At 44.6% G+C, this 23568-nt stretch carries 25 protein-coding genes and 1 tRNA gene; 18 read left to right on the forward strand and 8 right to left on the reverse strand.

Features of this window, described 5'->3' with window-relative positions:
• The 6 genes from rlmH to leuS are packed head-to-tail and all read right to left on the reverse strand — an operon-like array spanning position 1 to position 5701.
• The gene (gene rlmH, locus PATL_RS07985) at positions 1-471 is read right to left on the reverse strand and encodes a 23S rRNA (pseudouridine(1915)-N(3))-methyltransferase RlmH (protein WP_011574398.1); all 471 of its coding nucleotides are present in this window, start codon (positions 469-471) and stop codon (positions 1-3) included.
• A 46-nt stretch (positions 472-517) separates the two neighbouring features.
• The gene (gene rsfS, locus PATL_RS07990) at positions 518-835 is read right to left on the reverse strand and encodes a ribosome silencing factor (protein ID WP_006994605.1); all 318 of its coding nucleotides are present in this window, start codon (positions 833-835) and stop codon (positions 518-520) included.
• A 38-nt stretch (positions 836-873) separates the two neighbouring features.
• Positions 874-1533 (reverse strand): nicotinate-nucleotide adenylyltransferase, encoded by a 660-nt coding sequence (gene nadD / locus PATL_RS07995; protein WP_011574399.1) that lies wholly within the window; start codon positions 1531-1533, stop codon positions 874-876.
• Complete coding sequence (gene holA, locus PATL_RS08000; protein WP_011574400.1) at positions 1530-2552, reverse strand: DNA polymerase III subunit delta; 1023 nt, start codon at positions 2550-2552, stop codon at positions 1530-1532. The genes nadD and holA overlap by 4 nt, the downstream gene beginning before the upstream one ends.
• Positions 2552-3073, reverse strand: a complete 522-nt coding sequence (gene lptE, locus PATL_RS08005) for an LPS assembly lipoprotein LptE (protein ID WP_011574401.1) — start codon at positions 3071-3073, stop codon at positions 2552-2554. Before lptE ends, holA begins: the two co-directional genes overlap by 1 nt.
• A 15-nt stretch (positions 3074-3088) precedes the next feature.
• Complete coding sequence (leuS, locus tag PATL_RS08010; RefSeq protein WP_011574402.1) at positions 3089-5701, reverse strand: leucine--tRNA ligase; 2613 nt, start codon at positions 5699-5701, stop codon at positions 3089-3091.
• Positions 5702-6489: 788 nt separating this feature from the next.
• Between leuS and PATL_RS08015 the strand changes: the two genes are divergently transcribed.
• Entirely contained in the window at positions 6490-8877 is a 2388-nt protein-coding gene (locus tag PATL_RS08015; RefSeq protein ID WP_011574403.1) for a Lon protease family protein, read from the forward strand.
• 84 nt (positions 8878-8961) lie between these two features.
• Positions 8962-9456, forward strand: coding sequence for an FKBP-type peptidyl-prolyl cis-trans isomerase (locus tag PATL_RS08020; protein ID WP_011574404.1), 495 nt, complete (start codon positions 8962-8964; stop codon positions 9454-9456).
• 123 nt (positions 9457-9579) lie between these two features.
• On the opposite strand, the gene yhbY is transcribed toward PATL_RS08020, so the two are convergent.
• Positions 9580-9876, reverse strand: coding sequence for a ribosome assembly RNA-binding protein YhbY (yhbY, locus tag PATL_RS08025; protein WP_006994613.1), 297 nt, complete (start codon positions 9874-9876; stop codon positions 9580-9582).
• A gap of 95 nt (positions 9877-9971) precedes the next feature.
• Between yhbY and rlmE the strand changes: the two genes are divergently transcribed.
• The 12 genes from rlmE to rplS all read left to right on the forward strand — a co-directional run bounded on the left by rlmE (position 9972) and on the right by rplS (position 19940).
• Positions 9972-10601, forward strand: a complete 630-nt coding sequence (rlmE, locus tag PATL_RS08030) for a 23S rRNA (uridine(2552)-2'-O)-methyltransferase RlmE (protein WP_011574406.1) — start codon at positions 9972-9974, stop codon at positions 10599-10601.
• A 52-nt stretch (positions 10602-10653) separates the two neighbouring features.
• Positions 10654-12624: an ATP-dependent zinc metalloprotease FtsH gene (ftsH, locus tag PATL_RS08035; protein WP_011574407.1), complete on the forward strand. Its 1971-nt coding sequence runs from the start codon at positions 10654-10656 to the stop codon at positions 12622-12624.
• 85 nt (positions 12625-12709) lie between these two features.
• A complete protein-coding gene (gene folP, locus PATL_RS08040; protein WP_011574408.1) occupies positions 12710-13534 on the forward strand; it encodes a dihydropteroate synthase in 825 nt (274 codons plus the stop codon).
• 2 nt (positions 13535-13536) lie between these two features.
• Positions 13537-14880 carry a phosphoglucosamine mutase gene (gene glmM, locus PATL_RS08045; protein ID WP_011574409.1) on the forward strand — a complete coding sequence of 448 codons (1344 nt, stop codon included), beginning with the start codon at positions 13537-13539 and terminating at the stop codon, positions 14878-14880.
• A gap of 129 nt (positions 14881-15009) precedes the next feature.
• Positions 15010-15759 (forward strand): triose-phosphate isomerase, encoded by a 750-nt coding sequence (tpiA, locus tag PATL_RS08050; protein WP_011574410.1) that lies wholly within the window; start codon positions 15010-15012, stop codon positions 15757-15759.
• A 9-nt stretch (positions 15760-15768) separates the two neighbouring features.
• Positions 15769-16140: a preprotein translocase subunit SecG gene (secG, locus tag PATL_RS08055; RefSeq protein WP_011574411.1), complete on the forward strand. Its 372-nt coding sequence runs from the start codon at positions 15769-15771 to the stop codon at positions 16138-16140.
• A gap of 12 nt (positions 16141-16152) precedes the next feature.
• Positions 16153-16237 (forward strand) — tRNA-Leu (locus tag PATL_RS08060).
• A gap of 102 nt (positions 16238-16339) precedes the next feature.
• A complete protein-coding gene (locus tag PATL_RS08065) occupies positions 16340-17485 on the forward strand; it encodes an ABC transporter ATP-binding protein (protein ID WP_011574412.1) in 1146 nt (381 codons plus the stop codon).
• A 493-nt stretch (positions 17486-17978) separates the two neighbouring features.
• Positions 17979-18230, forward strand: coding sequence for a 30S ribosomal protein S16 (gene rpsP, locus PATL_RS08070; protein WP_006994621.1), 252 nt, complete (start codon positions 17979-17981; stop codon positions 18228-18230).
• A gap of 30 nt (positions 18231-18260) precedes the next feature.
• A complete protein-coding gene (gene rimM, locus PATL_RS08075) occupies positions 18261-18791 on the forward strand; it encodes a ribosome maturation factor RimM (RefSeq protein ID WP_006994622.1) in 531 nt (176 codons plus the stop codon).
• Positions 18791-19588: a tRNA (guanosine(37)-N1)-methyltransferase TrmD gene (gene trmD / locus PATL_RS08080; RefSeq protein WP_006994623.1), complete on the forward strand. Its 798-nt coding sequence runs from the start codon at positions 18791-18793 to the stop codon at positions 19586-19588. The genes rimM and trmD overlap by 1 nt, the downstream gene beginning before the upstream one ends.
• The gene (gene rplS / locus PATL_RS08085; protein ID WP_006994624.1) at positions 19581-19940 is read left to right on the forward strand and encodes a 50S ribosomal protein L19; all 360 of its coding nucleotides are present in this window, start codon (positions 19581-19583) and stop codon (positions 19938-19940) included. Before trmD ends, rplS begins: the two co-directional genes overlap by 8 nt.
• 68 nt (positions 19941-20008) lie before the next feature.
• Here the strand turns inward: rplS and PATL_RS08090 are convergent, their stop codons facing one another.
• Positions 20009-20392 (reverse strand): VOC family protein, encoded by a 384-nt coding sequence (locus tag PATL_RS08090; RefSeq protein WP_011574414.1) that lies wholly within the window; start codon positions 20390-20392, stop codon positions 20009-20011.
• Positions 20393-20482: 90 nt separating this feature from the next.
• Between PATL_RS08090 and soxR the strand changes: the two genes are divergently transcribed.
• From soxR to PATL_RS08110, 4 genes are all read left to right on the forward strand, one after another.
• On the forward strand, positions 20483-20938 hold the full coding sequence (gene soxR, locus PATL_RS08095) for a redox-sensitive transcriptional activator SoxR (protein ID WP_011574415.1): 456 nt from the start codon (positions 20483-20485) through the stop codon (positions 20936-20938).
• A 110-nt stretch (positions 20939-21048) separates the two neighbouring features.
• Positions 21049-21966 (forward strand): 23S rRNA (adenine(1618)-N(6))-methyltransferase RlmF, encoded by a 918-nt coding sequence (rlmF, locus tag PATL_RS08100; protein WP_041714335.1) that lies wholly within the window; start codon positions 21049-21051, stop codon positions 21964-21966.
• A gap of 170 nt (positions 21967-22136) precedes the next feature.
• On the forward strand, positions 22137-22727 hold the full coding sequence (locus PATL_RS08105) for a sugar O-acetyltransferase (protein ID WP_011574417.1): 591 nt from the start codon (positions 22137-22139) through the stop codon (positions 22725-22727).
• 10 nt (positions 22728-22737) lie between these two features.
• Positions 22738-23529, forward strand: coding sequence for a DNA-J related domain-containing protein (locus PATL_RS08110; protein ID WP_232283303.1), 792 nt, complete (start codon positions 22738-22740; stop codon positions 23527-23529).
• The last annotated feature ends 39 nt before the right edge of the window (positions 23530-23568 follow it).

A 23568-nucleotide genomic window follows, 5' to 3' on the forward strand; every position in this document is an offset into this window, starting at 1 on the left:
TTATTCTCGATGATACGGATGGTTGGTATTCACCGACCAAGCTCGATACAAGCTTTCAGCGACAATGATCCTGACTAGAGGGTGGGGCAAAGTGAGCGGAGATAGAGACCATTTTTGTTCAGATGCAGCAATACACTCCGGTGCTAAGCCCTCAGGGCCGCCAATGAGTAGGCTGACATCCCGCCCATCCATTTGCCACTTTTGCATATTACTCGCAAGCATTGGAGTATCCCAAGGCTTACCCGTCACTTCAAGAGTCACAATGCGATTGCCTTTAGGAATTGCTGCCATGGTCAATTCGCCTTCCTTGTGCAAAATACGTTTTATGTCCGCATTTTTACCGCGCTTACCAGCAGGTATCTCTGTTAGGCTAAGGGGCATATCAGAAGGAAAACGTTTAACGTATTGTTGGTAACCTTGTTCAACCCAACTTGGCATTTTACTGCCAACGGCTATTAGTTGAATTCGCATGGTGTTATCTACTTTGCAATGTTACAGCTAGTGCTTCGACGGGTAATTAGCCCCAAAGTTTCTCTAACTGATAAAAATCTCTGGCGTCGTCTTGCATTACGTGTAGCACTACATCACCTAAATCGACTAATACCCAATCGCCAACTTCACGGCCTTCGATGCTCAGAGGCGGATTACCCGCTTGTTTGGCTTCAACCACTACATTTTCGGCAATAGAGACCACATGTCGTTTTGAGTTTCCTGAACATATCAGCATGGTTTCTGTCACGCTTGATTTTTCTGATACGTCTAAATCTATGATATCTCGACCTTTTAGGTCTTCAATTTTTTCTACCACAAAGGCTTTTAACTGTTGGTGATCCAAAGGGATTCCTTATATTGAACGGGCGAAGTCTAAGTTTATCAGAAAGTGGTGCTCGGCTGATATAACTTATGTGTTTGTATGTATCGGCGTACCTTCGGAGCGAGCATGTCGTCTGTTGGTAAGTTGTTAATGATACGCCGGCGTATCTCACTAGACGATATGTCCAGTTCCGGTGTGTCGGCAAGAAATATTTTACCATGTAATGCATTGTGCAGGGCATTATTAGTGGCGACCTGTCGCTCTACTAGTAGAGCTTTCAATTCTTCACTCAAGGGCGTTTTAGTACCTGGACGGCAACACACAACAAAATGGCAATAATCGAATAGCGCTTGCCATTCATTCCAACTCAGCAACGAATGCAGGGAGTCCATACCGATAAAAAAGCATAGAGGATGCTTTGGATACTCTTTGCGCAATGCTCGCAGCGTGTGAATGGTGTATGAAGGCGTATCGCTGTGTATTTCCCGCTCATCAATATATAACTGCGGGTACTGCTCAATGGCTAATTTCAGCATGGCTAAGCGGTGATGACTGTCACTGGGGGCATGATTTTTGTGCACAGGAATATGACACGGTAGCATCGCCACAGATTGCACACCAGCTTGCTGTGCTGCCACGATAACGGATTCAGTGTGGCCGTAGTGAACAGGATCAAATGTCCCCCCAAATATGCCTAATGCTGGTCGTAAGTTATTCAATTTAAAGCAAAGTTCTCTAAAGACATAGGAATAAATAGCAAACAAAGGTGACAGAGTTCAACATATGGGCGTTCCACTTGGGATTGCTTCAATGCGCTGTCCATGATGTTGAGTTTGTGCTGAAGTTGTTGCATATGAATAGGAGATAAACGCTGTAAGGCAGATAGATACATACCTTGACGGTTCTTCCAAATGCGATGTTGATTCCAGTTTATGGCTTGTCCTGCCTGTTTGCTGGCTTGCAGTGCACGTAGTGTCTGCCATTCGCGGGTTAGCGCCCACATAATAATATTTGGCTCTACACCTTCACTTTCAAGGCGATATAGCATTTTCACTGACTTTTGGCTGTCCCCTGCAAGCAACACGTCTATCAATTGAAAGACGTTGTACCTAGATTGATCAACCACAGCTTGCTCCACCTCTTCTATGGTTGGGTTGCCATTAGGGTAGAGTAAACAGAGCTTTTCAATTTCTTGACTGGCGGCTAGCAGATTACCTTCACAATACTCCGCTAAAAGTCGGGTTACATCTGGCGTGACGTGCAAACCTTGGGTTCGCATTTGCTCCATTAACCACTGCTGCAGAGCGTTACCTTCTAGTGGGTAACAAGGTACATACGTACCGTGTTTATCAATGGCTTTAAACCACTTACTGTTTTGCACGTCCTTGCCAATTTTGGCTCCGTGAATAACCAATAGAATATCAGGATTATTTTGTGCACTCAGCTCGGTCAGTATTTTACTACCTTGGGTGCCAGGTTTCCCTGTGGGCAATTCGAGCTCAATATACTGACGAGAAGAAAATAACGAGAGCGTTTGCGTTGCTTCGAGTAATGTTGCCCAATCGAACTGCGCATCGGCCACGAGGGTTTGTCTTTCGTCAAATCCTTGCTCAGTAGCCAGTTCGCGTATTTGGTTAATCGCCGTCAGCTTTTGCTGGGGTTCATCACCAAAAATGAGATAAAAGGGCTGCAGGCCCTTTTTCAACGTTGCGTGAAATCGATTGGGGTAAACTTGCATTAAGGTCTAATGGGTGCCGTGTTTGCTATGGTGCGCTGGGCAATTGATATTTGATGGATGATACGGATTGCCGCTTGTTTGCGCATTTCAGATAACACCAGTTCAAGCTCACGAGATTTTGCCAATACGGCATCGGGATCATCTTGGTACTCTCGCTTAATATCAAACTCGAGCAATTGAGCATCACTATTGGCAAACTGTAGCTCATAGCGAACGGTGTAAATCAATTCATACTCAGCGACTTGACCTGTGCTGAAAAGCGATAATAAACGTCTATCAAGAACATCACTCAACAGGTATATGCTAGAGGTGTTAGAGGTGCCTTTCACACTAGAGTCAATCACCTCAACACTGTATGGCTTTAGTTCATTGCGAAGGGCGCGCTCTAGCGCCGAGTGTGCTTCGCTTGAGCCTACCCTTAACTGAGAAACACTTGCGGGTAGCTCATAATTACCACGCAATGAAAAACCGCAACCACTGATAATAAGGCTACAGAATAAGCAGATGATGAGGTTTCGCATTGCGTTTTCCACTCGTTAGTTGGCGACAATGTTGAGCAATTTACCAGCAATATAAATCACCTTGCGTATGGTCTTGCCGTCTACAAACTGCTGCACATTTTCTTGAGCTAAACCAAGGGCTTGTACTTCTTCTTGGCTGGCATCTGCTGCCACAGTAATTTTAGAGCGCACTTTACCGTTGACTTGCACGATGATCAGCTTTTCATCTTCTACTAATGCTGATTCATCTACTGCCGGCCAAGGCGCAGTTTCAATATCATTTTTGTGGCCTAGGTCGTGCCATAAAATGTGACACATATGGGGGGCAATAGGGTTAAGTAATAAAACCACTGATTCAATGGCTTCGCGCAGCACCGCTTTGTCTTGATCTGTACTCTGGGGCGCTCTTTGCAAGCTATTGAGCAATTCCATGATTGCCGCAACAGCAGTATTAAAGGTTTGGCGACGACCGACATCATCTGTGACTTTTGCAATGGTGCGATGAACGGCGCGGCGCAAGGTTTTTTGATCGCCCGTTAGAGCTGTCTTGTCAATAGCCGGTGCAGTGTCGCCATCAAGGGCGTCGATATGGTCTTGAGTCAGCTTCCACACGCGCTTGATAAAGCGATTAGCCCCTTCAACGCCGGAGTCTACCCACTCCAAGGTTTGCTCAGGTGGCGCGGCAAACATAGTGAACACACGGATTGTATCTGCGCCGTATAAATCAATAACATGCTGGGGGTCGATACCGTTGTTTTTCGACTTAGACATCTTGGTCATGCCACCGTGCTCAACCGGCTTACCATCCGCTTTTAAAGTCGCTTGCGTAATACGGCCTTTTTCGTCTTTCACAGTGTCAACATCTGCAGGAGAGAACCACTCTTTCTTACCGCTCTCATCTTCTCTGAAGAAGGAATCAGCGAGTACCATACCTTGGCACAATAAACGCTTATAAGGCTCGTCAGAGTTCACGAGTCCTTCGTCACGAAGCAGCTTGTGGAAGAAGCGTGAATACAATAGATGCAAAATAGCGTGCTCAATACCGCCCACATATTGATCTACCGGTAACCAGTAGTTGGCTTGAGTTGGGTCGAGCATGGCATCTTGATTTTGGGCACTGCAGTAGCGAGCGTAATACCAAGAAGATTCCATGAAGGTATCGAATGTATCGGTTTCACGTAGCGCAGGTTGACCGTTATATTCCGTTTTTGCCCAGTCAGGATCGGCTTTTATTGGCGAGATAACACCGTTCATTTGCACGTCTTCAGGTAATTCAACGGGCAGCTGATCGCTCGGAACAGGAACAGACTCTCCGTTTTCAAGATTCAGCATCGGGATAGGTGAACCCCAATAACGTTGACGAGATACGCCCCAGTCACGCAAACGGTAATTGACTTTTTTGCTACCTGCACCAAGTGCTTCAAGTTTAGCTGCAATGGCATCAAACGCTTCTTGAAACGCTAAGCCATTAAATTCAGCTGAGTTCACAAGCACGCCTTTGTCAGTGTATGCCGCTGTGGTTAAGTCACATTCTTGTGGCTCATCTGCACTGGGCTCAACCACTTGCTTAATAGGTAGGCCGTATTTCTGGGCAAACTCCCAATCACGCTGGTCATGACCAGGTACAGACATAACCGCACCCGAGCCATAGCCCATCAGCACGAAGTTAGCGACCCACACCGCCACTTTTTCACCGGTTAACGGGTGAATAGCGAACAAGCCTGTGTCACAGCCTTTTTTCTCCATAGTGGCAAGCTCAGCTTCGGCCACTTTGGTATTTTTACAAGATTCAATAAACTCGGCTAGTTCTGGTCGAGTTTGTGCGGCATGCAAGGCAAGAGGATGCTGTGCAGCAACGGCGACGTAAGTTACACCGTAAAGTGTGTCAGGTCGCGTGGTATACACGTCGAAACTACTAATGTCAGCAGCGTTCTCACTAAGATTAAAGGTGATATCTACACCTTCTGAACGGCCAATCCAGTTCTTCTGCATGGCACGTACTTGTTCAGGCCAGTCCTCTAACTGCTCCAAGTCTGTCAATAACTCTTCTGCGTAATCGGTGATTTTGATGAACCACTGAGGGATCTCCTTTTGCTCCACCAACGCACCAGAGCGCCAACCTCGACCATCAATAACTTGCTCGTTGGCTAATACTGTGTGATCAACCGGATCCCAGTTAACGGTAGAGTTCTTCTTGTAGACCAACCCTTTCTCATACAGGCGAGTAAAGAACCATTGTTCCCAGCGGTAATAGTCTTTTTTACAGGTGGCAACTTCACGATCCCAGTCATAACCAAAACCAAGCGATTTTAACTGGTTTTTCATGTAATCGATGTTTTGATATGTCCACTTAGCTGGAGCGGTATTGTTGTTTAATGCGGCGTTTTCAGCCGGTAAGCCGAATGCATCCCAACCCATTGGTTGTAAAACGTTCTTGCCATTCATACGTTGAAAACGGCTAACGACATCACCTATGGTGTAATTACGCACATGACCCATGTGCAAGCGCCCACTTGGATAAGGGAACATGGACAAGCAGTAGAATTTCTCTTTATCTTCTTGTTCAGTTGCTTTAAAAGTTTGATTGGTTTCCCAAAGCGCTTGTACCTCTTGTTCGATTTTCTGAGGTTCGTAAATTTTTTCGGCCATTAAAAAGAGTTTCCGCGAAGATAAGATGTATTAATTAAGATAGCCGGTAAGAATACCCTAACGGTTTACTGGGTCACAATAGCTGAACTGGGATTTAGCGCTAATTATCGTAAAAAAATAACGACTTAACGCCAAATCCGTGATGTTAATCTGGTTTTAGCTGTTCAATAAAACTCGCGAGGGAGGTAAATTAGCTGCTTTGTATCTTATCAATAATAGCTGCCAATTCAGCGCTTCGTGAACTTCTATTCCTTGCAAAGGCCTTAAGCTGCAAGTCTTGCGCAGCAAACTGTTGATCTAAATGAAACGGATACGCACATGCTGGGTTGAGTTATCTCTGGCGCTTTCACAAAAGCAACCGCCCGGGATGGGTTACAGGGGCAACGTTGCTTCACCTTCTCTTTGTGTGTGGTTTTTAATGTGTGGTTTTTATGCCAGCACTTATCAATCTTATTCATTAACGCGTCTCAGATTTGCTCCTTTGGATGGTAAAAACAACGGAATTTTGGCGCTAAGACCATGCTTTTTTAAGACGCGTGACGTGGGCAAAACGCGTTGGAGACAAAAACGGCGAAAATTCCTGTGAAGATAAATTTTTTTATGTGCATAAAGTGAGGCATGCTATTCCCACTTTTTTGTTATGATATTTGAATCAAATATCAGCTTATTAAGCAATGCAGAGAAGCGCTACTTAATAGGTTTATCACATACTTTAGTACGCTAAAGTGAGAGTTTCAGTATGAGTAAGTGTATTTTACTTGCTCGCATAAGGACAACGCCAGTTAACCATGCATCTTAAATACGCTTTGAGTTTAAAAGAAATTACCGCCAAGCCAAGTCGCCGATTGATTAACCACGCACTTAAAGATGACAAAGCGCTGCAAGCTACCTTTATTGGGCAGGCGAGAGCGCGCGAAGCATTGGACTTCGGTTTAGGCCTAGACGCCAAAGGGTACAACTTGTATGTGATGGGGGAGCAAGCGACGGGCCGGTTTACCCTAGTGCATGAATATATCGCTAAGTATGTGCAAAAGGTCCTTACGCCGGATGACTGGTGCTACATCAATAATTTTGAAGACGAGCGTGAACCCTTTGCATTGCGTCTCCCTCCTGGGGAAAGTAAGCGCCTCGTAAAGGAAATGGGCAAGTTGGTGGATGAATTGCTCGATACATTTCCCGCTGCGTTTGATAACCCAGGCTACCAGCGCAAAAAAGTAGCGATAACCCGAGAGTTTGACCAGCGTTATGATCACGCCATTGATTCTGTTGAGCAGCTAGCACAAGCCCAAAACGTGGCATTGTATGAAGAAAATGGCAATATCAGTTTTTCACCTATTGTTGATGGGAAGCCCATCACCGATGCGGATTTTGCCAAGCTAAGTGATGATGAACGTCAGCGCTATTATCAGTTAATTGATGAATTGGAAAATCGCTTAGGCGAGGCGTTGATTGAGCTGCCTAAGTGGAAACGAGCATCTTCAGAGCAGCTTAGGCATCTTAAAAAGGACACAGCAGAGCAGGGCATTAAACCCTTGCTTAAAGAATTAGAGCATCTGTACGCGTCTGATTTAGGCATTTTAAAGTTTCTACGGCAATTAAAACCCCACTTGGTCGAAACGATAGTGGAGATTTTGGCAGATGATAAAAAAGACGATAAACACGATGAATACGATCGTCGTTCCGTACTTGAAGAACAGTATTTGCCTAATATTCTGGTCAGCCATGCGTTAAATAGTGGCGCTCCGGTTATTTATGAAGCCAATCCTACGCATCAAAACTTGTTCGGTCGTGTTGAATATACCAATGTCTCAGGCTCGGTTTTTACTAACTATCGCATGATCCGCCCAGGAGCATTGCACCGTGCAAATGGCGGTTATTTATTGCTAGATGTCGATAAGCTGATTTTACAACCTTATGCCTGGGAAACATTAAAGCTAGTCCTCAAATCTGGGTATTTGAAAATGGACTTGCCACAGCCAGATGTGGGCATGGTCAACTCAATCACACTTAATCCGCAACAAATCCCCATTAACGTTAAAGTGGTGTTACTTGGTTCGCGGGAGTTGTATTACAACTTGCAAGATTTTGATGATGAATTTTATGAAATGTTTCGTGTATTGGTCGATTTTGATCACGAAATCCAGTTAGACAAGAAAACACTTTATGACTTTGTCGGTAGAGTAAGACATCAAGTGTCGCAATTGGGATTGAGCAGTATTTCACCTAAGGCGATGTATCGCCTTGTAGAATACAGTTTACGTATGGCAGAGCACCAACAAAGATTGTCAGCGCGCTTCTCAGATGTCATCGAATTGCTCAACGAAAGTCTTTATTTCTGTCGCCAAGGTCATGCATTAGATTTAGATGTTACGCATATTGAAGCGGCGTTGAGTGCAAAGACGCGCCGTACTGGTCGCGTAAGCGAAGCGGTGCTTGACGACATTAAACAGGGGCAAATTCTAATTGCTACCGAGGGCGTGGATGTCGGCAAGGTTAATGGTCTTACTGTGCTTGAAGTAGGGGATAGCTTATTCGGTACCCCAGCGCGGATTACGTCCACCGTGTATGCTGGGGCGAACGGTGTAGTTGATATCGAACGAGAAGTCGAACTCGGCCAGCCTATCCATTCCAAAGGCGTTATGTTGTTGACCGGCTATTTAGGTCATAAATATGCCCAGCTATTTCCGCTGACCTTATCAGCCAATATCGCCATTGAACAATCGTACGGCCATATAGATGGCGATAGCGCCTCGCTGGCAGAACTGGTTGCGCTGATCTCAGCCCTGACCAACATTCCTACCCGCCAAGATCTCGCCATTACAGGCTCAATTAATCAGTATGGCCAAGTCCAATCGGTAGGTGGTGTAAATGAAAAAATTGAAGGTTTTTTCAAACTTTGCCAACACCGAGGATTAACCGGAAACCAAGGGGTGATTATTCCTAAGTCGAATCAGATTTCCCTTATGTTAGATAAAGAGGTTGTTGCGGCGGTGAAGCTGGGAAAATTTCATATCTGCGTCGTGGAAACAGTCGATCAAGCACTTGAGTTATTAATGAACAAAGAAGCGGGAGTGATGAACACTAAAGGGCGTTACCCTAAGGGCACGATTAATTATATGGCAGTGAGTAGTTTGCTTAACATCGCTAATGTGGTGAATGGCGCAGATGATGAATAGGCATGATTAATGCGCTATTTAGATGTCACTTTTACACTGTTTTGATAGACTGCCGCCAAAATTATCGTTAATCAGAGATAGAAGATGCAAATCGAAAAAGACACAGTTGTACAGTTTAAATATACCATTACCGAATTAGATGGTACTGAGCTTGAAAATAACCGTGATGCAGAGCCCGTAGCTTACCTTCATGGGCACGACAATATGATGCCGGGTGTTGAAGACGCTCTAGAAGGAAAAAGTGTCGGCGATAGTTTTTCAGTGGAGCTTGAACCTGCGAAAACCTATGGTGAAATTCGTGATGATGCGCAGCAACGTATTCCAATGAAGCATCTGCAAGACGATAAAGGGACGAAAAAGTGGAAAGCGGGTATGACCGCGGTAGTGAACACCGAGCAAGGTCAACGTGAAGTGACGGTACTCAAGGTCGGTAAATTTATGGTGACCGTGGATTTGAATCATCCGATGGCGGGAAAAACACTAAACTTTGCTTTAGAGGTAGTTGATGTGCGCCAAGCGACACCTGAAGAAATTCAGCATGGGCATGCTCATGGCGTTGGTGGTCATCACCATGAATAGACGCTTCGATTGATAGATTCTTTGCATAAGATAATTTATCAACCGAAGCAGCAGCCCCGTATTTTGCAAGTGATTAATTGCTAGGATACGGGGACTTCATGATGGGATACTACTGTTGGTGTACTATTTACGGGGCAACTCGATTTTCTTCTCGTCACTTTGACGGAATAAGACCAAAGTATGTCCAATGGTTTGTAGCTTTTCAGCTTTCGTTTCACGGATAATGGCGTCCATGATTAAGCCTTTCTCTTCTCTGTCGTCAGTAGGGACTTTAACTTTAATGAGTTCATGATGGCTAAGTGCGCCTTCAATTTCAGCCAATACGCCTTCAGTTAATCCATTTGCGCCAAGTTGAACCACTGGCTTAAGTGAATGAGCGAGGCCTTTAAGGTGTTGTTTTTGCTTGTTTGATAGAGTCATTGAGTAATATTTCTTACAATTATATTGAATGTGAACAGTTGAAAACCAGTATTCTAGCGCCATCTTCCAAGTATTCCTAATGACAAACGAAGCCAATGGGTAAAAATAAGCAATCTGAAAGCAGTAAACGCTGGTTAAAAGAGCACTTTGACGATAAATATGTCATCAAAGCAAAAAAACAAGGTTTGCGCTCTCGAGCGGTGTTTAAACTTGAAGAAATTCAAGCGAAAGACGGTCTGATTAAACCCGGCATGACGGTAGTTGACTTAGGTGCTGCTCCTGGTGGCTGGTCGCAATATGCGGTCAAGCAAGTTGGCGATAACGGCCATGTTATCGCGTGCGATATTTTGTCGATGGACCCGTTGCCTGGTGTTGATTTCTTGATGGGGGACTTCCGTGAAGAAGCAGTGCTGGATGCGTTATTGAACAAAATCGGTGGAAAAAACGTAGATGTAGTGATGTCCGACATGGCGCCTAACATGACGGGCAATGATACCGCAGATCAGGCGAAATCCATGTATCTAGTCGAACTGTCACTGGATATGTGCCGTCAGGTTTTAAAGAAAAACGGGAGTTACACCGTAAAAGTATTTATGGGGGAAGGTTTTGACCAATTTTTTAATGAAGTCAAAAATGCTTTCAAAGTAGTCAAAACACGTAAACCAGATTCATCTCGTGCGCGTTCCAGAGAGGTTTATCTGGTAGCGACGGGCTTTAAATTATAGTAGTCTCAGGCGTGAGATACGCAACAGAATTGAAATAACAGAGGTCAACAACTTGAGCGACATGGCAAAAAATTTAATCTTATGGTTGGTCATAGCTGTCGTTTTGATGTCAGTCTTCCAGAGTTTTTCTCCGGGAGAGTCATCAAAGGTACAAACGGATTATACAACGTTTCTTAAAGAGGCAAATCAAGGACAAATCCGTGAAGTACGCATAGATAGTGAATCACGTGAAATCAAAGGAACAAAACGTTCTGGGGAAAGTTTCTCTACTTATATCCCTTATTTTGATGATCAGCTTATTTCAGATCTGGTAAAACAAGATGTAAAAATTCTTGGCGAGCCGCCTGAAGAGCCTTCTTTACTTACCTCTATTTTCATCTCATGGTTTCCTATGTTGTTGCTTATTGGTGTGTGGATATTCTTCATGCGTCAAATGCAAGGCGGAGGTGGCGGCCGTGGCGCTATGTCATTCGGTAAAAGTAAAGCGCGTTTGATGGGCGAAGACCAAATCAAAACCACTTTTGCAGATGTGGCAGGGTGTGACGAAGCGAAAGAAGATGTGGTTGAACTTGTCGACTTCTTGCGTGATCCAAGTAAATTCCAAAAGTTGGGCGGACGTATTCCTACAGGTGTACTGCTAGTGGGGCCTCCTGGGACGGGTAAAACCCTTCTTGCTAAAGCCATTGCTGGTGAAGCGAAAGTGCCATTTTTCTCAATTTCAGGTTCTGATTTCGTTGAAATGTTTGTGGGTGTCGGTGCATCTCGTGTCCGTGACATGTTCGAACAGGCGAAAAAAGCCGCACCTTGTATCATATTCATTGATGAAATTGATGCTGTTGGTCGCCAACGTGGTGCCGGCATGGGCGGTGGTCATGACGAACGTGAACAAACATTGAACCAGATGTTGGTTGAAATGGATGGCTTCGGCGGGAATGAAGGTATTATCGTTATCGCGGCGACTAACCGTCCTGACGTACTTGACCCTGCATTATTACGCCCAGGTCGTTTTGACCGTCAAGTACATGTTGGTTTACCGGATATCCGAGGTCGCGAGCAGATCCTAAAAGTCCACATGCGCAAAGTGCCTTTAGGAGACAACGTTGAACCGTCTTACATCGCTCGTGGTACACCCGGTTTCTCTGGGGCTGATTTAGCCAACCTTGTGAACGAAGCTGCATTATTTGCTGCCAGAAGTGGTAAGCGCACCGTTTCAATGGAAGAGTTTGATAAAGCTAAAGACAAGATCATGATGGGCTCAGAGCGCAAAAACATGGTCATGTCAGAGGAAGAAAAAACGAATACTGCTTATCATGAAGCAGGGCATGCAATTGTTGGTCGCTTAGTACCAGAGCACGATCCCGTGTACAAAGTATCGATTATCCCACGTGGACGAGCGTTGGGTGTGACCATGTATTTGCCTGAACAAGACAGATACAGCCATAGTAAACAACATCTTGAAAGCATGATCTCAAGTTTGTTTGGTGGCCGGATCGCAGAAGCGCTAACGCTAGGTGAAGATCGCGTAACCACTGGTGCATCAAACGATATTGAACGCGCTACCGACATTGCCCGCAAGATGGTGACTCAATGGGGCTTGTCTACCAAAATGGGACCTATGCTTTACGCAGAAGAAGAAGGTGAAGTGTTCCTTGGTCGCAGCATGGCCAAATCTAAGCATATGTCAGATGATACAGCGCGTGCTATCGATGCTGAAGTGAAGTCTTTAATCGACCGAAATTATTCACGTGCAGAGAAAATATTGACTGATAACATTGATATTTTACATGCCATGAAAGATTGTTTGATGAAATATGAGACCATAGATGCGAAACAAATTGATGATCTGATGGCCCGTACAGATGTTCGTCCTCCTGCTGATTGGATCGAAGATTCAAAAAATGACAACACCCCTCCAACAGGCGGTGCATCAGTCAGTGAAGAGCCAAAAGGCGACGCTGACGAAAAAACAGAGACAAACAAATCTGATCCTACGGTTGGTAAACCAGGTGATGCTACCCACTAATCAGGTGGGTCGTTAATACAACGCTTTGTTGAGTGATCAACAAAGCGTTTTTTTTAAGCTCAGCTTAGGTATACCAATCGCAATCATGAATTTTCGTCATAAAACATTAAAGCTTGATTCCCCTAAGGTGATGGGGATCTTAAACGTCACGCCTGATTCTTTTTCAGACGGTGGTCAATATGCGTTAATAAATAAGGCTATTGAACATGCAGCTGAAATGATTGCATCAGGGGCTGATTTTATTGATGTAGGTGGTGAATCCACTCGCCCTGGGGCCGCCGACGTTGCAGAGCAAGAAGAGCTCGACAGGGTAGTGCCAGTTATTGAAGCCCTTCAGGCGCGTTTTGATACAATCATTTCAATCGATACCAGTAAGGCTGCGGTAATGAAAGCCGCTGTGAATGCAGGTGCGGGGCTTATCAATGACGTAAGAGCATTGCAAGAGCCTGGCGCTTTGGAAGTTGCTACAACCGCCAACGTACCGGTTTGCCTGATGCATATGCGTGGTCAGCCTCGTAGTATGCAGGATGCGCCTCATTACGATAATGTATTCATTGATGTGCAAAATTTTTTATTGGCCCGAGCCAAGGTCTGTATTGAGGCGGGTATGAGTAAAGAACGTATTTTATTCGATCCAGGTTTTGGGTTCGGTAAAAGCTTGAACCATAATTATCAGTTACTTGCGCAGTTGGAAACTTTACACAAACTGGGTTACCCCTTATTGGTAGGTATGTCTAGAAAATCTATGATAGGCCAGCTTCTTAATCGTCCAGTAGAAGAACGACTAGCAGGCAGTGTGGCGCTGGCGACTATTGCTGCGCTTAAAGGTGCGCAAATTATTCGTGTACACGATGTAGATGAAACGGTTGATGCGATTAAAATTGTATCTATGTTACAAAAGGAAAAATAATAATGAGTGACAGAAAGTATTTCGGGACTGACGGTATTCGCGGCAAAGTTGGCGAGAATTTGATTAACCCAGAGTTTGTAATGAAACTAGGCTGGGCTGCAGGAAAAGTACTTGCAGGCAGCGGTACGAATAAAGTCATTATAGGGAAGGACACGCGTATTTCTGGATACATGCTTGAGTCGGCTTTGGAGTCAGGCCTTTCTGCAGCAGGTATCAACATCGGCTTACTTGGGCCTATGCCGACCCCTGCTATCGCTTATTTGACGAAAACTTTTCGTTCAGAGGCAGGTATTGTGATCAGCGCGTCACATAACCCATATTATGACAACGGCATCAAATTTTTCTCAGCTGACGGCAGCAAATTAGACGATGACATAGAGCTTGCGATAGAAGCTGAAATGGACAAACCAATGCAATGTGTCGCATCAGACAAACTAGGTAAAGCCGTACGTATTGCCGATGCTGCTGGCCGTTATATCGAGTTTTGTAAAGGCAACTTCCCATCAAATCTATCTTTGAAAGGCTTGAAGATCGTTGTGGATTGCGCTCATGGAGCAACCTACCACATAGCGCCTAATGTACTAAGTGAGTTAGGTGCAGAGGTGATCGAAATTGGTACCGAACCTGATGGCCTAAATATTAATCGCAAAGTGGGGGCAACCTCGATGAAAGCGATTGTCGATAGCGTGATTAAGCACAAAGCGGACCTTGGATTTGCCCTAGACGGTGACGGTGACCGTATTATGTTGGTGGACCATCACGGTAATGTTATTGATGGTGATCAGATTGTTTATATCATCGCCCGGGATGCCCTCAAGTCAGGCAAGCTCAAAGGTGGTGTGGTTGGCACTGTCATGAGTAACTTAGGGTTAGAGGTGGCTTTGAGTACGTTAGGGGTGCCATTTGAGCGCAGTAAAGTAGGTGATCGATACGTACTTGAATTGCTACGTCAAAAAGGTTGGTCAATTGGCGGCGAAGGTTCGGGCCATGTATTGAATCTCGATGCAGCTTCAACTGGAGATGGTATTGTCGCAGGCTTGCAAGTATTGGCGGCGATGCTAAACGCTAATATGACGCTAAACGAGTTAAGCCGTGGGATGACCAAATTCCCACAAACCTTAATCAATGTCCGTTTTAACGAAGGCGACACACCTTTGGATGCGCAAGATGTTAAAAATAGTGTGTTAGAAGCTGAATCTGCATTGGGGGAAAGAGGAAGAGTACTATTGCGTAAAAGTGGTACTGAACCTCTCATTCGCGTTATGGTTGAAGCGAACGATGCAACCGATTCGCGCAAGTGGGCGGAACATATTGCAGACGCCGTGCGCAAGGCAACTGGACAATAAAACAGCAATATCAAATAGCGGCCAGTTATTTACTGAAGAAAGTCGTTAAAATTCAATTCTGCTACTTGTATATTGGTAGCAGGTTGGTTAATATCTCGCGCGCTTTTCACTGGCACTACAGGAGTTAGGATGCAAATGAATAACCGTCGACCTATAGTCGCAGGTAATTGGAAAATGAATGGCAACCTTGCGTTAATTAAGCAAGTTGAAGACGCATTTTCCAAGGCTGATGTATCTCATGTAGATGTTGTGGTGTGCCCACCGTTTCCTTATTTAGGTGGATTCAACGACAGTAATTTTGCCTTAGGTGGCCAAAATATCAGTCAATATGAATCTGGTGCGCATACTGGCGAAACTGCCGTAAGTATGTTGAAAGAAATGAAGTGCCAATATGTCATATTGGGGCATTCAGAGCGACGTGCTGATAACAACGAGTCAAATGAATTGGTTGCCGACAAAGTTGAGCTGGCTTTAACCCATAAGCTCATCCCTTTATTTTGTGTTGGCGAACCAGAAGATGTGCGTGAAAGCGGACAACTATTCGATTTTATCGCGGCACAAATTGACGCGGTAATAAATAAAGTGGGTATTGCAGCGTTTAACGATATTGTTATTGCCTACGAGCCTATTTGGGCGATTGGAACTGGCAAAACTGCGAGTCCCGAACAAGCACAAGAAGTGCATGCATTTATACGTCAACATTTGGCAAAGCAAGATAGCGAAATTGCTAACCAATGCGTGATTTTATACGGTGGAAGCGTCAAAGGCAGTAATGCTGTTGAATTGTTTTCACAACCCGATGTTGATGGCGGTTTGATTGGCGGAGCCAGTTTAAATCCAGAAGATTTTTTAAGCATTTGCTTAGCGGCAAAGCGATAGAGGCGACAGATGTTTTACGAAGTTTTGATTGTAGTTTATTTGATAGTAGCGATTATGTTGATCGGCTTTGTTCTTATTCAACAAGGCAAAGGTGCAGACATGGGCGCATCGTTTGGTAGTGGCGGTTCAAACACTGTGTTTGGTTCAACGGGGTCAGGTAACTTTCTGACGCGTACTACTGCGATATTGGCTACGTTCTTTTTCGTGATCAGCTTAATTCTAGGTAATCAAACTGCGGATAAAGAAAAAGCGGTTGATGACTGGCAAAACATTGAAGTTCCTGTTTTAGATGAACCTGCTCAATCTACTACAGCACCTGTAGAATCTGATGTACCCGTTACTACATCAGACGCACCTGCGAGTGATGTGCCTCAAAGTTAAAAGAATTACCACGCGGATGTGGTGGAATTGGTAGACACGCAGCCTTGAGGGGGCTGTGGCTTAGGCCGTGGGAGTTCGAGTCTCCCCATCCGCACCATATTTTGGAAAAGGCTGTAACGTAAGTTACAGCCTTTTTTTATGGCACATATTTTCGTTACTTATCTTCGTCAATCTGCACGCAAATTGGATATTTTTATTCATGAGTCAAATTAGCCTACAAAATATTTCTACGGTGCTACGTAGCACGAGGAGCAGTTTTCGTTTCCCGCCAATATCCGCAGAATTTGCAGTGGGGGAGTTTGTCGCTATTGTGGGTCCCTCCGGAGCAGGGAAGTCGACTTTACTTAGGCTGATTGCCGGTTTAGAGCACCTTACACAAGGAAGTATCTTTTTTGATGGTGAGTCTGTTGAGCATTTGCCGCCCCAGCAACGCAATGTCGGCATGGTCTTTCAAAATTACGCTTTGTTTCCTCACCTAAACGTGGCGGACAACTTAGGTTATGCCCTGAAAGTCAAAAAAGTCGCCCAGTCACAAGTTACTCATGAGGTTGCCCTCGTAGCTAAGCGTTTAGCCATTAGTGACCTACTCGAGAGATACCCTAAACAACTATCAGGAGGGCAAAGGCAACGCGTGGCTATTGGTAGGGCTATGCTGTCAAAGCCGCAATTATTTCTATTCGATGAACCATTTTCCAACCTCGATCCTGAGCTACGAACAGAAATGCGTCAGCAGTTGAAACGGCTGCATTTGGAGTTAGCCACCACCACTCTTTTTGTCACTCACGATCAACATGAAGCTATGGCATTAGCTCAACGTATATTGCTTTTAAGTCATAACGGTGTGGAACAGTTTGACACCCCTGAGAATATCTACCGTTCACCTAATAACGTTTACGTGGCTCGCTTTTTTGGTGAGCCTAAAATCAATTTATTTGTAGTAAAGGCTGACAAGCAAGGATTACAACTAACAGGAAAGATTGAGCATCGTATTTTTTGTGATGTGCCTGAAGTGCTGCACAAGCAAACGTTATTAATGGGGGTAAGACCAAGGGCATTTAGGGTTTCGCTTCTACCCATCCCTCAAGGGATCCAAATGCACGTCGCTAAAATAGAGTACTTAGGCGATGTTCAGTATCTCTATCTGTCACCTTCGATTAGCTCGACTGACTCAACCCCTTTGGTAAATAACATTGAATCAGAAGCAAATGGCGAGCTAGAACAAGGAAGTCATGTGGTGGTCGTTTTATCGAGTGAAGCCGTGGATGTAGGCCAAGTGATTTATCTTACTTTTACGCTGGAAGACACACTCTTGTTCGATGAAAACGAAAAACGTATTTCGCTTTAATTAAGCCTGTTTATCTCCCGCTATACGAATTCGGGTCTAAGTGTGAGCATTTTAGTGGTGAAATAGTCCCATAAGCTAACTGGACAAATCTGAATGTTACATTGCTGACTTCCTGGGCTGGGCCTATTAATACTGAGTTGAACGTTACTGTTGTAACGTTGCTCGCTGCCCAAGTACCCACTTTGTTTAAGCCGCTCACAGTCTGATGCAAAATGCCCGGCAAAGACAAGCCGTCTCTAATGTGTATTAACGCATGTACTTTATGTACAAGCCCCAATCCTCTGCGTCATTCACGGGGTTCTATACAAATAAGCCACGGGTACTACGCAAGGTAGATAACTGAATTAAATCAATTGTCTATTCTTTACTAAGTAGACTTGCAATCAAGCCTAAAATCCGTACAATACGGCGTCCTTTTATCTAGCAGTAAATCGTTAGATAGCTAAAAAGGTACATAAGTTAACGTTAACGCTACAACGAGTTTGAGGCATTTATGGTTACTATTCGTTTACAGCGTGGTGGCGCGAAAAAGCGTCCATTTTATCAAGTAGTGGTTGCTGACAGCCGTCGTTCACGCGATGGTCGTTTTATTGAAAACATCGGTTTCTTTAATCCTACAGCACAAGGTCAAGAAGAGCGTTTGCGTCTTGATCTAGACCGCGTAGAGCATTGGGTAGGAAATGGCGCAGGCCTTTCTGACCGTGTTGCTCGCTTGGTTAAAGATGCACAAAAAGCAGCTGCTTAATTGCAATTGCAAAGAAAGATTGAGGTATAAATGAGTCACGCGTCTGACACATTAGTGATGGGCAAAATCGGCGCACCTTATGGTGTTAAAGGTTGGGTCAAAATCACTTCATATACCGATGAATTAGACGGTATTTTTAGCTATACCCCTTGGCTTGTGGGCCAAGAAGGGAATACTAAAGAAATCGTCGTTGACCAATGGCGAACCCACAATAAAGGATTGGTTGCCAAACTGGTTGGGGTTGAAACAAGAGACGATGCTGAAAGTATCAAAAATCTCGACATTTCAATTAAAGCTCAACAGCTACCTCAGTTAGATGGTGATGAATTTTATTGGAGAGAGTTGGTCGGCATGCAAGTCGTAACCGAACAGGGCTACAACTTAGGTGTCGTGAAAGAATTATTCGAAACGGGTGCGAATGACGTTATGTTAATCAAAGCCAATTTGAAAGATGCTTTCGGTCAAAAAGAACGCATGGTCCCTTACTTAATTGACCAAGTCGTTAAGAAAGTGGACCGTGAGGCGAAGACCATACAGGTTGATTGGGATCCGAGCTTTTAATGAGTTCAGATACACAGCGTTGGTTTGGGGTAGTGAGTCTGTTTCCTGAAATGTTTCAGACTTTTACCGAACAGGGCGTAACAGGACGAGCTGTAAAAAGCGGTAAGTTGAAAGTAGATTTCTTTAATCCAAGAGATTTTACTCACGACAAACATCGTACTGTTGACGACCGACCATACGGTGGTGGTCCAGGAATGCTGATGATGGTTCAGCCTTTATTAGACGCAATTCGTGCAGCCAAACAGGCTGCCGAGAAAAAAACTAAGGTGATTTATCTCTCACCTCAGGGGAAAACATTAACACAGCGTGGTGTGAAGCAGCTTTCTGAAAATGAAAGTGTGATTCTAGTCGCCGGTCGCTACGAAGGTATCGACGAGAGAGTAATAGAAGCTGAAATAGACGAAGAATGGTCTGTTGGTGACTATATTCTCAGCGGTGGTGAACTACCTGCGATGATCTTAATGGATGCGGTCGCAAGACTGGTACCTGGTGTATTAGGGCATGCACAATCTGCCGAGCAAGATTCGTTTAGCGACGGTTTGCTAGATTGTCCGCACTATACCCGACCAGAAAACTTGAATGGCCAATCAGTTCCTTCTGTATTGTTGAGTGGGGATCATCAAAAAATCAAACAGTGGCGTGATAAACAGTCGCTAGGTAGAACCTGGCAACGACGCCCTGAATTATTAAACGACCTAGCTCTGACTGAGGAGCAACAACGTTTGTTAGATGAATATCAGCAAGAGTTGTTGCAGCAAAATGGCAGTTATTCTGGGATGAGAGGATATGATGAGTAAAGTCAATCAAGATATCATCAAGCGCATTGAAGAAGCACAGTTAAAATCTGATGTTCCTGCATTTGGCCCTGGTGATACAGTTGTTGTTCAAGTACGCGTTAAAGAAGGCGAGAAAGAGCGTCTTCAGGCATACGAAGGCGTTGTAATCGCTAAACGTAACCGTGGCCTACACTCTGCTTTTACAGTTCGTAAGATTTCTAGCGGCGAAGGTGTTGAGCGTACGTTCCAAACCCACAGCCCTGCAATTAGTTCAATTGCTGTGAAACGTCGTGGCGATGTTCGTCGTGCTAAGCTTTATTACTTGCGTGACCGTTCAGGTCGTTCTGCACGTATCAAAGAAAAGCTTAACTAATATTAATTTTGCGTTACCGTTAACTTATAAAAAAGCCCGCATTTTGCGGGCTTTTTACTGCCTGTTATTTAATCCGAGTAACTCACTACTTCAGCTTCAATTCTTTCACTGAGCATAAAGTAGAAACGTCTTCCCGGCTCATAATACCCGTGGTTAAACGTTTCGAACCCTAGTGCTATGACGCACTTTTCTACGGCATCTAGCTCATTGACCAAGATCCCAATATGATTCACTTTACCTATGTTGCGATGATTGATATCGCCGTTTATAGAGTGCTTTGGCTTGTACAAAGCCAAGTAAGCCGTTTCTGACCCCACATGCACCGTATAACCATCATCTTTAGCAGGGCCTGACCAGCGAATATGCCAGTTAAATAACTGACAGAGTATTTCTGCCGTTTTGTCAGGGTCGGTGACGGTTAAATTAACGTGTTCAAACAGAGCTGGGCGCATAAGTATTCCTTTTTGTGACTGGATTATTGTATGGGGACAGCTTAATATCTAAAGCTAACTTTAGATCAAGAGAAAGTTGAGTTTAATTTTATGCCAAAGGAACCACTGGTCAGTATCGGCTTTATCGCAAAGCGCACTGGTAACGCGGTCTCTTTAATCCGCTACTATGCCAACCAAGCACTTATTCCATCTGTTCGCACTCCAGGCGGCAGCCGCGTCTTTCCTCGTTCAGTCATACGCCGGGTGTCCTTTATTCTCATTGCACAAAATATGGGATACAGCTTGGATGAAATACGCCAACTACTAAAAGCATTGCCTGATAACCGAACACCGACAAAAGACGATTGGACCGCCCTAAGTGAGATCTTTAATCAGCGTATTGAGCAGCGTATTGCTGAACTTACCCAACTTAAATCGTCATTAGCAGGGTGTATCGGTTGTGGCTGCCTGTCTTTAGACAAATGTCGTCTGTACAATAAAGAAGATAACATTGCGACAAAAGGCGCAGGGGCGAGATTTTTATTAGGCGATAGGCCGAATTTATAACCACATAATGGCGAGTAATCGGTTGCTTGATAAACATGACAATAACCACAACAGTAAAGGCAAAAACGTTGGCTGTGAATAATAAAAACGCACCACACACTAGCGCTACGATGCATCCGCGTAATGTACACCGAAACGGTTACCCAATGTCAGCGTTGTGTCAAAGTTACCCTACGCTTGAGGCACATGTGATCAAGGCGAAGAGTGGTCAGCAGAGCATTGATTTCTCGAAAGCTGCGTCTGTTAAAGCGCTCAATGCCGCTCTGCTTATTCATTATTACGGGTTGAATATGTGGGATATACCCGAAGGGTATTTGTGCCCGCCGGTGCCAGGCCGAGCAGACTACATTCATGGTCTTGCTGACCTGTTAGCCAAAGACAATAAGGGCGTTGTGCCAACAGGTAATCGAGTAATAGGGTTAGATATTGGCGTAGGCGCTAATGCTATTTACCCGATTATCGGCAGCCAAACCTATGGTTGGGACTTTGTGGGCAGTGATATTGACGACGTTGCACTGAAATCAGCGACGACATTAGCTAATAATAATCCCAAATTGAAACCCTTGCTCGCTGTGCGTAAACAGCACGACAAAGCATATATTTTTGCTGGCATCATTCAGCCCGACGACCATTTTACGTTTAGTTTGTGCAATCCGCCGTTCCATAAATCTGCTGAAGAGGCTGCCATGGGGAGTCTGCGTAAGGTGAAGGGGCTTGGGCGTAATAAGCAAAAAAGCAACAACACAGGTAACGCACAACCGATAACGGCAAATAAACTTAACTTTGCTGGTCAAAGTAACGAACTCTGGTGTGACGGTGGTGAGTTGGCTTTTATACAGCGAATGATAAAAGAAAGTGTCGAGTATCAATCTCAGGTTGGTTGGTTTACCTGCTTAGTGTCAAAAAGTTTGCATCTTAAAGCCATTGAAACCAGTGCTCGTTACTTCGGGGCTAAACAGTTTATGAAAGTTGACATGGGACAAGGCCAAAAAATAAGTCGGTTTGTGGCGTGGAAGTTTAGAGACTGAAAAATAAGGCTCGAAAGATCAACGCACGACAGTACAAGGGGTACTGTATTTCAACCTTGCTTCAATCGAATATTAGGTCTGAAAATCCTAAACAAAACAGCGTTATCTATACAGTGATACTTATCTTATGGCGCAATAACGCAACCAGAACCATTAATGCAGGAGTAACAATGGAAAAGCTAACTGAAAAAGAGAAAATGCTAACAGGCGAGCTATATTTTCCAAGCAATAAAATGCTGCAGCAAGACAGGGCCAAAGCGAAAGCTGCATGCCAGCAGTTTAATTTAGCATCTGAGGCTGAACGAAAATCCGCCATGAAAACTCTGCAAAGTATATTTGCGGACTCACCTAATTCTTGGATAGAGCCCACTTTTTACTGCGATTACGGTTACAACATTCGGATGGGCAGAAACTTTTATGCTAATCATAATGTGGTTATTTTAGACGCCGCCGCTGTTACTTTTGGCGATGATGTGATGCTTGCCCCTGGTGTGCTTATTTCAACTGCGTCACATCCATTGGATGCGAAAAGACGTAACAAAGGCTTAGAAACGGCACGACCTATTACTATTGGAAACAGTGTGTGGATCGGCATGGGGGCGAAAATTTTAGATGGCGTGACGATAGGTGACAACGCCGTCATTGCTGCAGGGGCAGTGGTGAATAAAGATGTTGCTGCAAATACGGTTGTGGCAGGGGTGCCAGCTGTGGCAATTCGCCAAATTGATAACACGCCATTAGATGACGAACATGCTAAGTAGCGAGCTTAGCGTGAGCCATGTTTCAGTGAAAGACAAATGGCAAATGGCTACTCAGTCTTTACTTAGTGCTGTCGAAGCATTATTGCTTGCCCATCCCGAAGGAATAAGTGAATACAACTTGCTGAAATGCTTGCAGACTTCGTCACGTGATTCTGAAGCGGCCTTGGCTGCTAAATTTGAGCCGTGGAACCCCGAAAACGCTTATGAGCGTTCAAATAGCACTTCTAGTGAACACTTGTCAGTGCAGCCAAGTTCAGATAACGCTGCGCTATTTTCATCGTTAACATTGAGTGAGCCCTTAGCTCTATTTCGCACTCACTTTGTGCTCTTCAATGGGTTATATCAGTTACGGCAAACTTGGCGAGAGCAGGGTATTGGTGATATCGATATTCATACTCTCAATATTCGACCTCTACCGCTCGATATTCGACCGCTACCGCTCAATGCGCAGGGCAACAATAATAGTCTTTCGATAGCCGATCCTTTGGCGGAGTATTACTTGGATTGGGATAACCTCACAGAGACCTCCCAAGCTGAGGTGGAAACGTTGCTGGATAGCTTTTGGCTAAATTATCTGCAACAAGAGCATCGCTGCGTGCAAAAAAAGAACGGTAATACACGACAGCTTGAGAAAAGTTATGCCGTGTTAGCGCTTCCTATTAATGCGCCATTAACAGCAGTGAAGCGCCAATATCTGAAGCTTATTCATCAGCACCATCCTGATAAAGGCGGTGACGTGCATAGCGCACAGATGCTACAGGGCGCATATGCTTACATACTTGAAAATCAGGGAATTAGATAGGCTTACAACGGACAAAAAAAGCCCTGCTAGACAGGGCTT

This window comes from Paraglaciecola sp. T6c (assembly GCF_000014225.1).
GTDB lineage: Bacteria > Pseudomonadota > Gammaproteobacteria > Enterobacterales > Alteromonadaceae > Paraglaciecola > Paraglaciecola atlantica_A.

Coding starts and splice junctions, on each gene's coding strand:
- rlmH (WP_011574398.1), bottom strand. CDS start 471: ATGCGAATTCAACTAATAGCCGTTGGCAGTAAAATGCCAAGTTGGGTT.
- holA (WP_011574400.1), bottom strand. CDS start 2,552: ATGCAAGTTTACCCCAATCGATTTCACGCAACGTTGAAAAAGGGCCTG.
- lptE (WP_011574401.1), bottom strand. CDS start 3,073: ATGCGAAACCTCATCATCTGCTTATTCTGTAGCCTTATTATCAGTGGT.
- leuS (WP_011574402.1), bottom strand. CDS start 5,701: ATGGCCGAAAAAATTTACGAACCTCAGAAAATCGAACAAGAGGTACAA.
- PATL_RS08015 (WP_011574403.1), top strand. CDS start 6,490: ATGCATCTTAAATACGCTTTGAGTTTAAAAGAAATTACCGCCAAGCCA.
- PATL_RS08020 (WP_011574404.1), top strand. CDS start 8,962: ATGCAAATCGAAAAAGACACAGTTGTACAGTTTAAATATACCATTACC.
- yhbY (WP_006994613.1), bottom strand. CDS start 9,876: ATGACTCTATCAAACAAGCAAAAACAACACCTTAAAGGCCTCGCTCAT.
- rlmE (WP_011574406.1), top strand. CDS start 9,972: ATGGGTAAAAATAAGCAATCTGAAAGCAGTAAACGCTGGTTAAAAGAG.
- folP (WP_011574408.1), top strand. CDS start 12,710: ATGAATTTTCGTCATAAAACATTAAAGCTTGATTCCCCTAAGGTGATG.
- glmM (WP_011574409.1), top strand. CDS start 13,537: ATGAGTGACAGAAAGTATTTCGGGACTGACGGTATTCGCGGCAAAGTT.
- tpiA (WP_011574410.1), top strand. CDS start 15,010: ATGCAAATGAATAACCGTCGACCTATAGTCGCAGGTAATTGGAAAATG.
- secG (WP_011574411.1), top strand. CDS start 15,769: ATGTTTTACGAAGTTTTGATTGTAGTTTATTTGATAGTAGCGATTATG.
- PATL_RS08065 (WP_011574412.1), top strand. CDS start 16,340: ATGAGTCAAATTAGCCTACAAAATATTTCTACGGTGCTACGTAGCACG.
- rpsP (WP_006994621.1), top strand. CDS start 17,979: ATGGTTACTATTCGTTTACAGCGTGGTGGCGCGAAAAAGCGTCCATTT.
- rimM (WP_006994622.1), top strand. CDS start 18,261: ATGAGTCACGCGTCTGACACATTAGTGATGGGCAAAATCGGCGCACCT.
- trmD (WP_006994623.1), top strand. CDS start 18,791: ATGAGTTCAGATACACAGCGTTGGTTTGGGGTAGTGAGTCTGTTTCCT.
- rplS (WP_006994624.1), top strand. CDS start 19,581: ATGAGTAAAGTCAATCAAGATATCATCAAGCGCATTGAAGAAGCACAG.
- PATL_RS08090 (WP_011574414.1), bottom strand. CDS start 20,392: ATGCGCCCAGCTCTGTTTGAACACGTTAATTTAACCGTCACCGACCCT.
- soxR (WP_011574415.1), top strand. CDS start 20,483: ATGCCAAAGGAACCACTGGTCAGTATCGGCTTTATCGCAAAGCGCACT.
- rlmF (WP_041714335.1), top strand. CDS start 21,049: ATGCATCCGCGTAATGTACACCGAAACGGTTACCCAATGTCAGCGTTG.
- PATL_RS08105 (WP_011574417.1), top strand. CDS start 22,137: ATGGAAAAGCTAACTGAAAAAGAGAAAATGCTAACAGGCGAGCTATAT.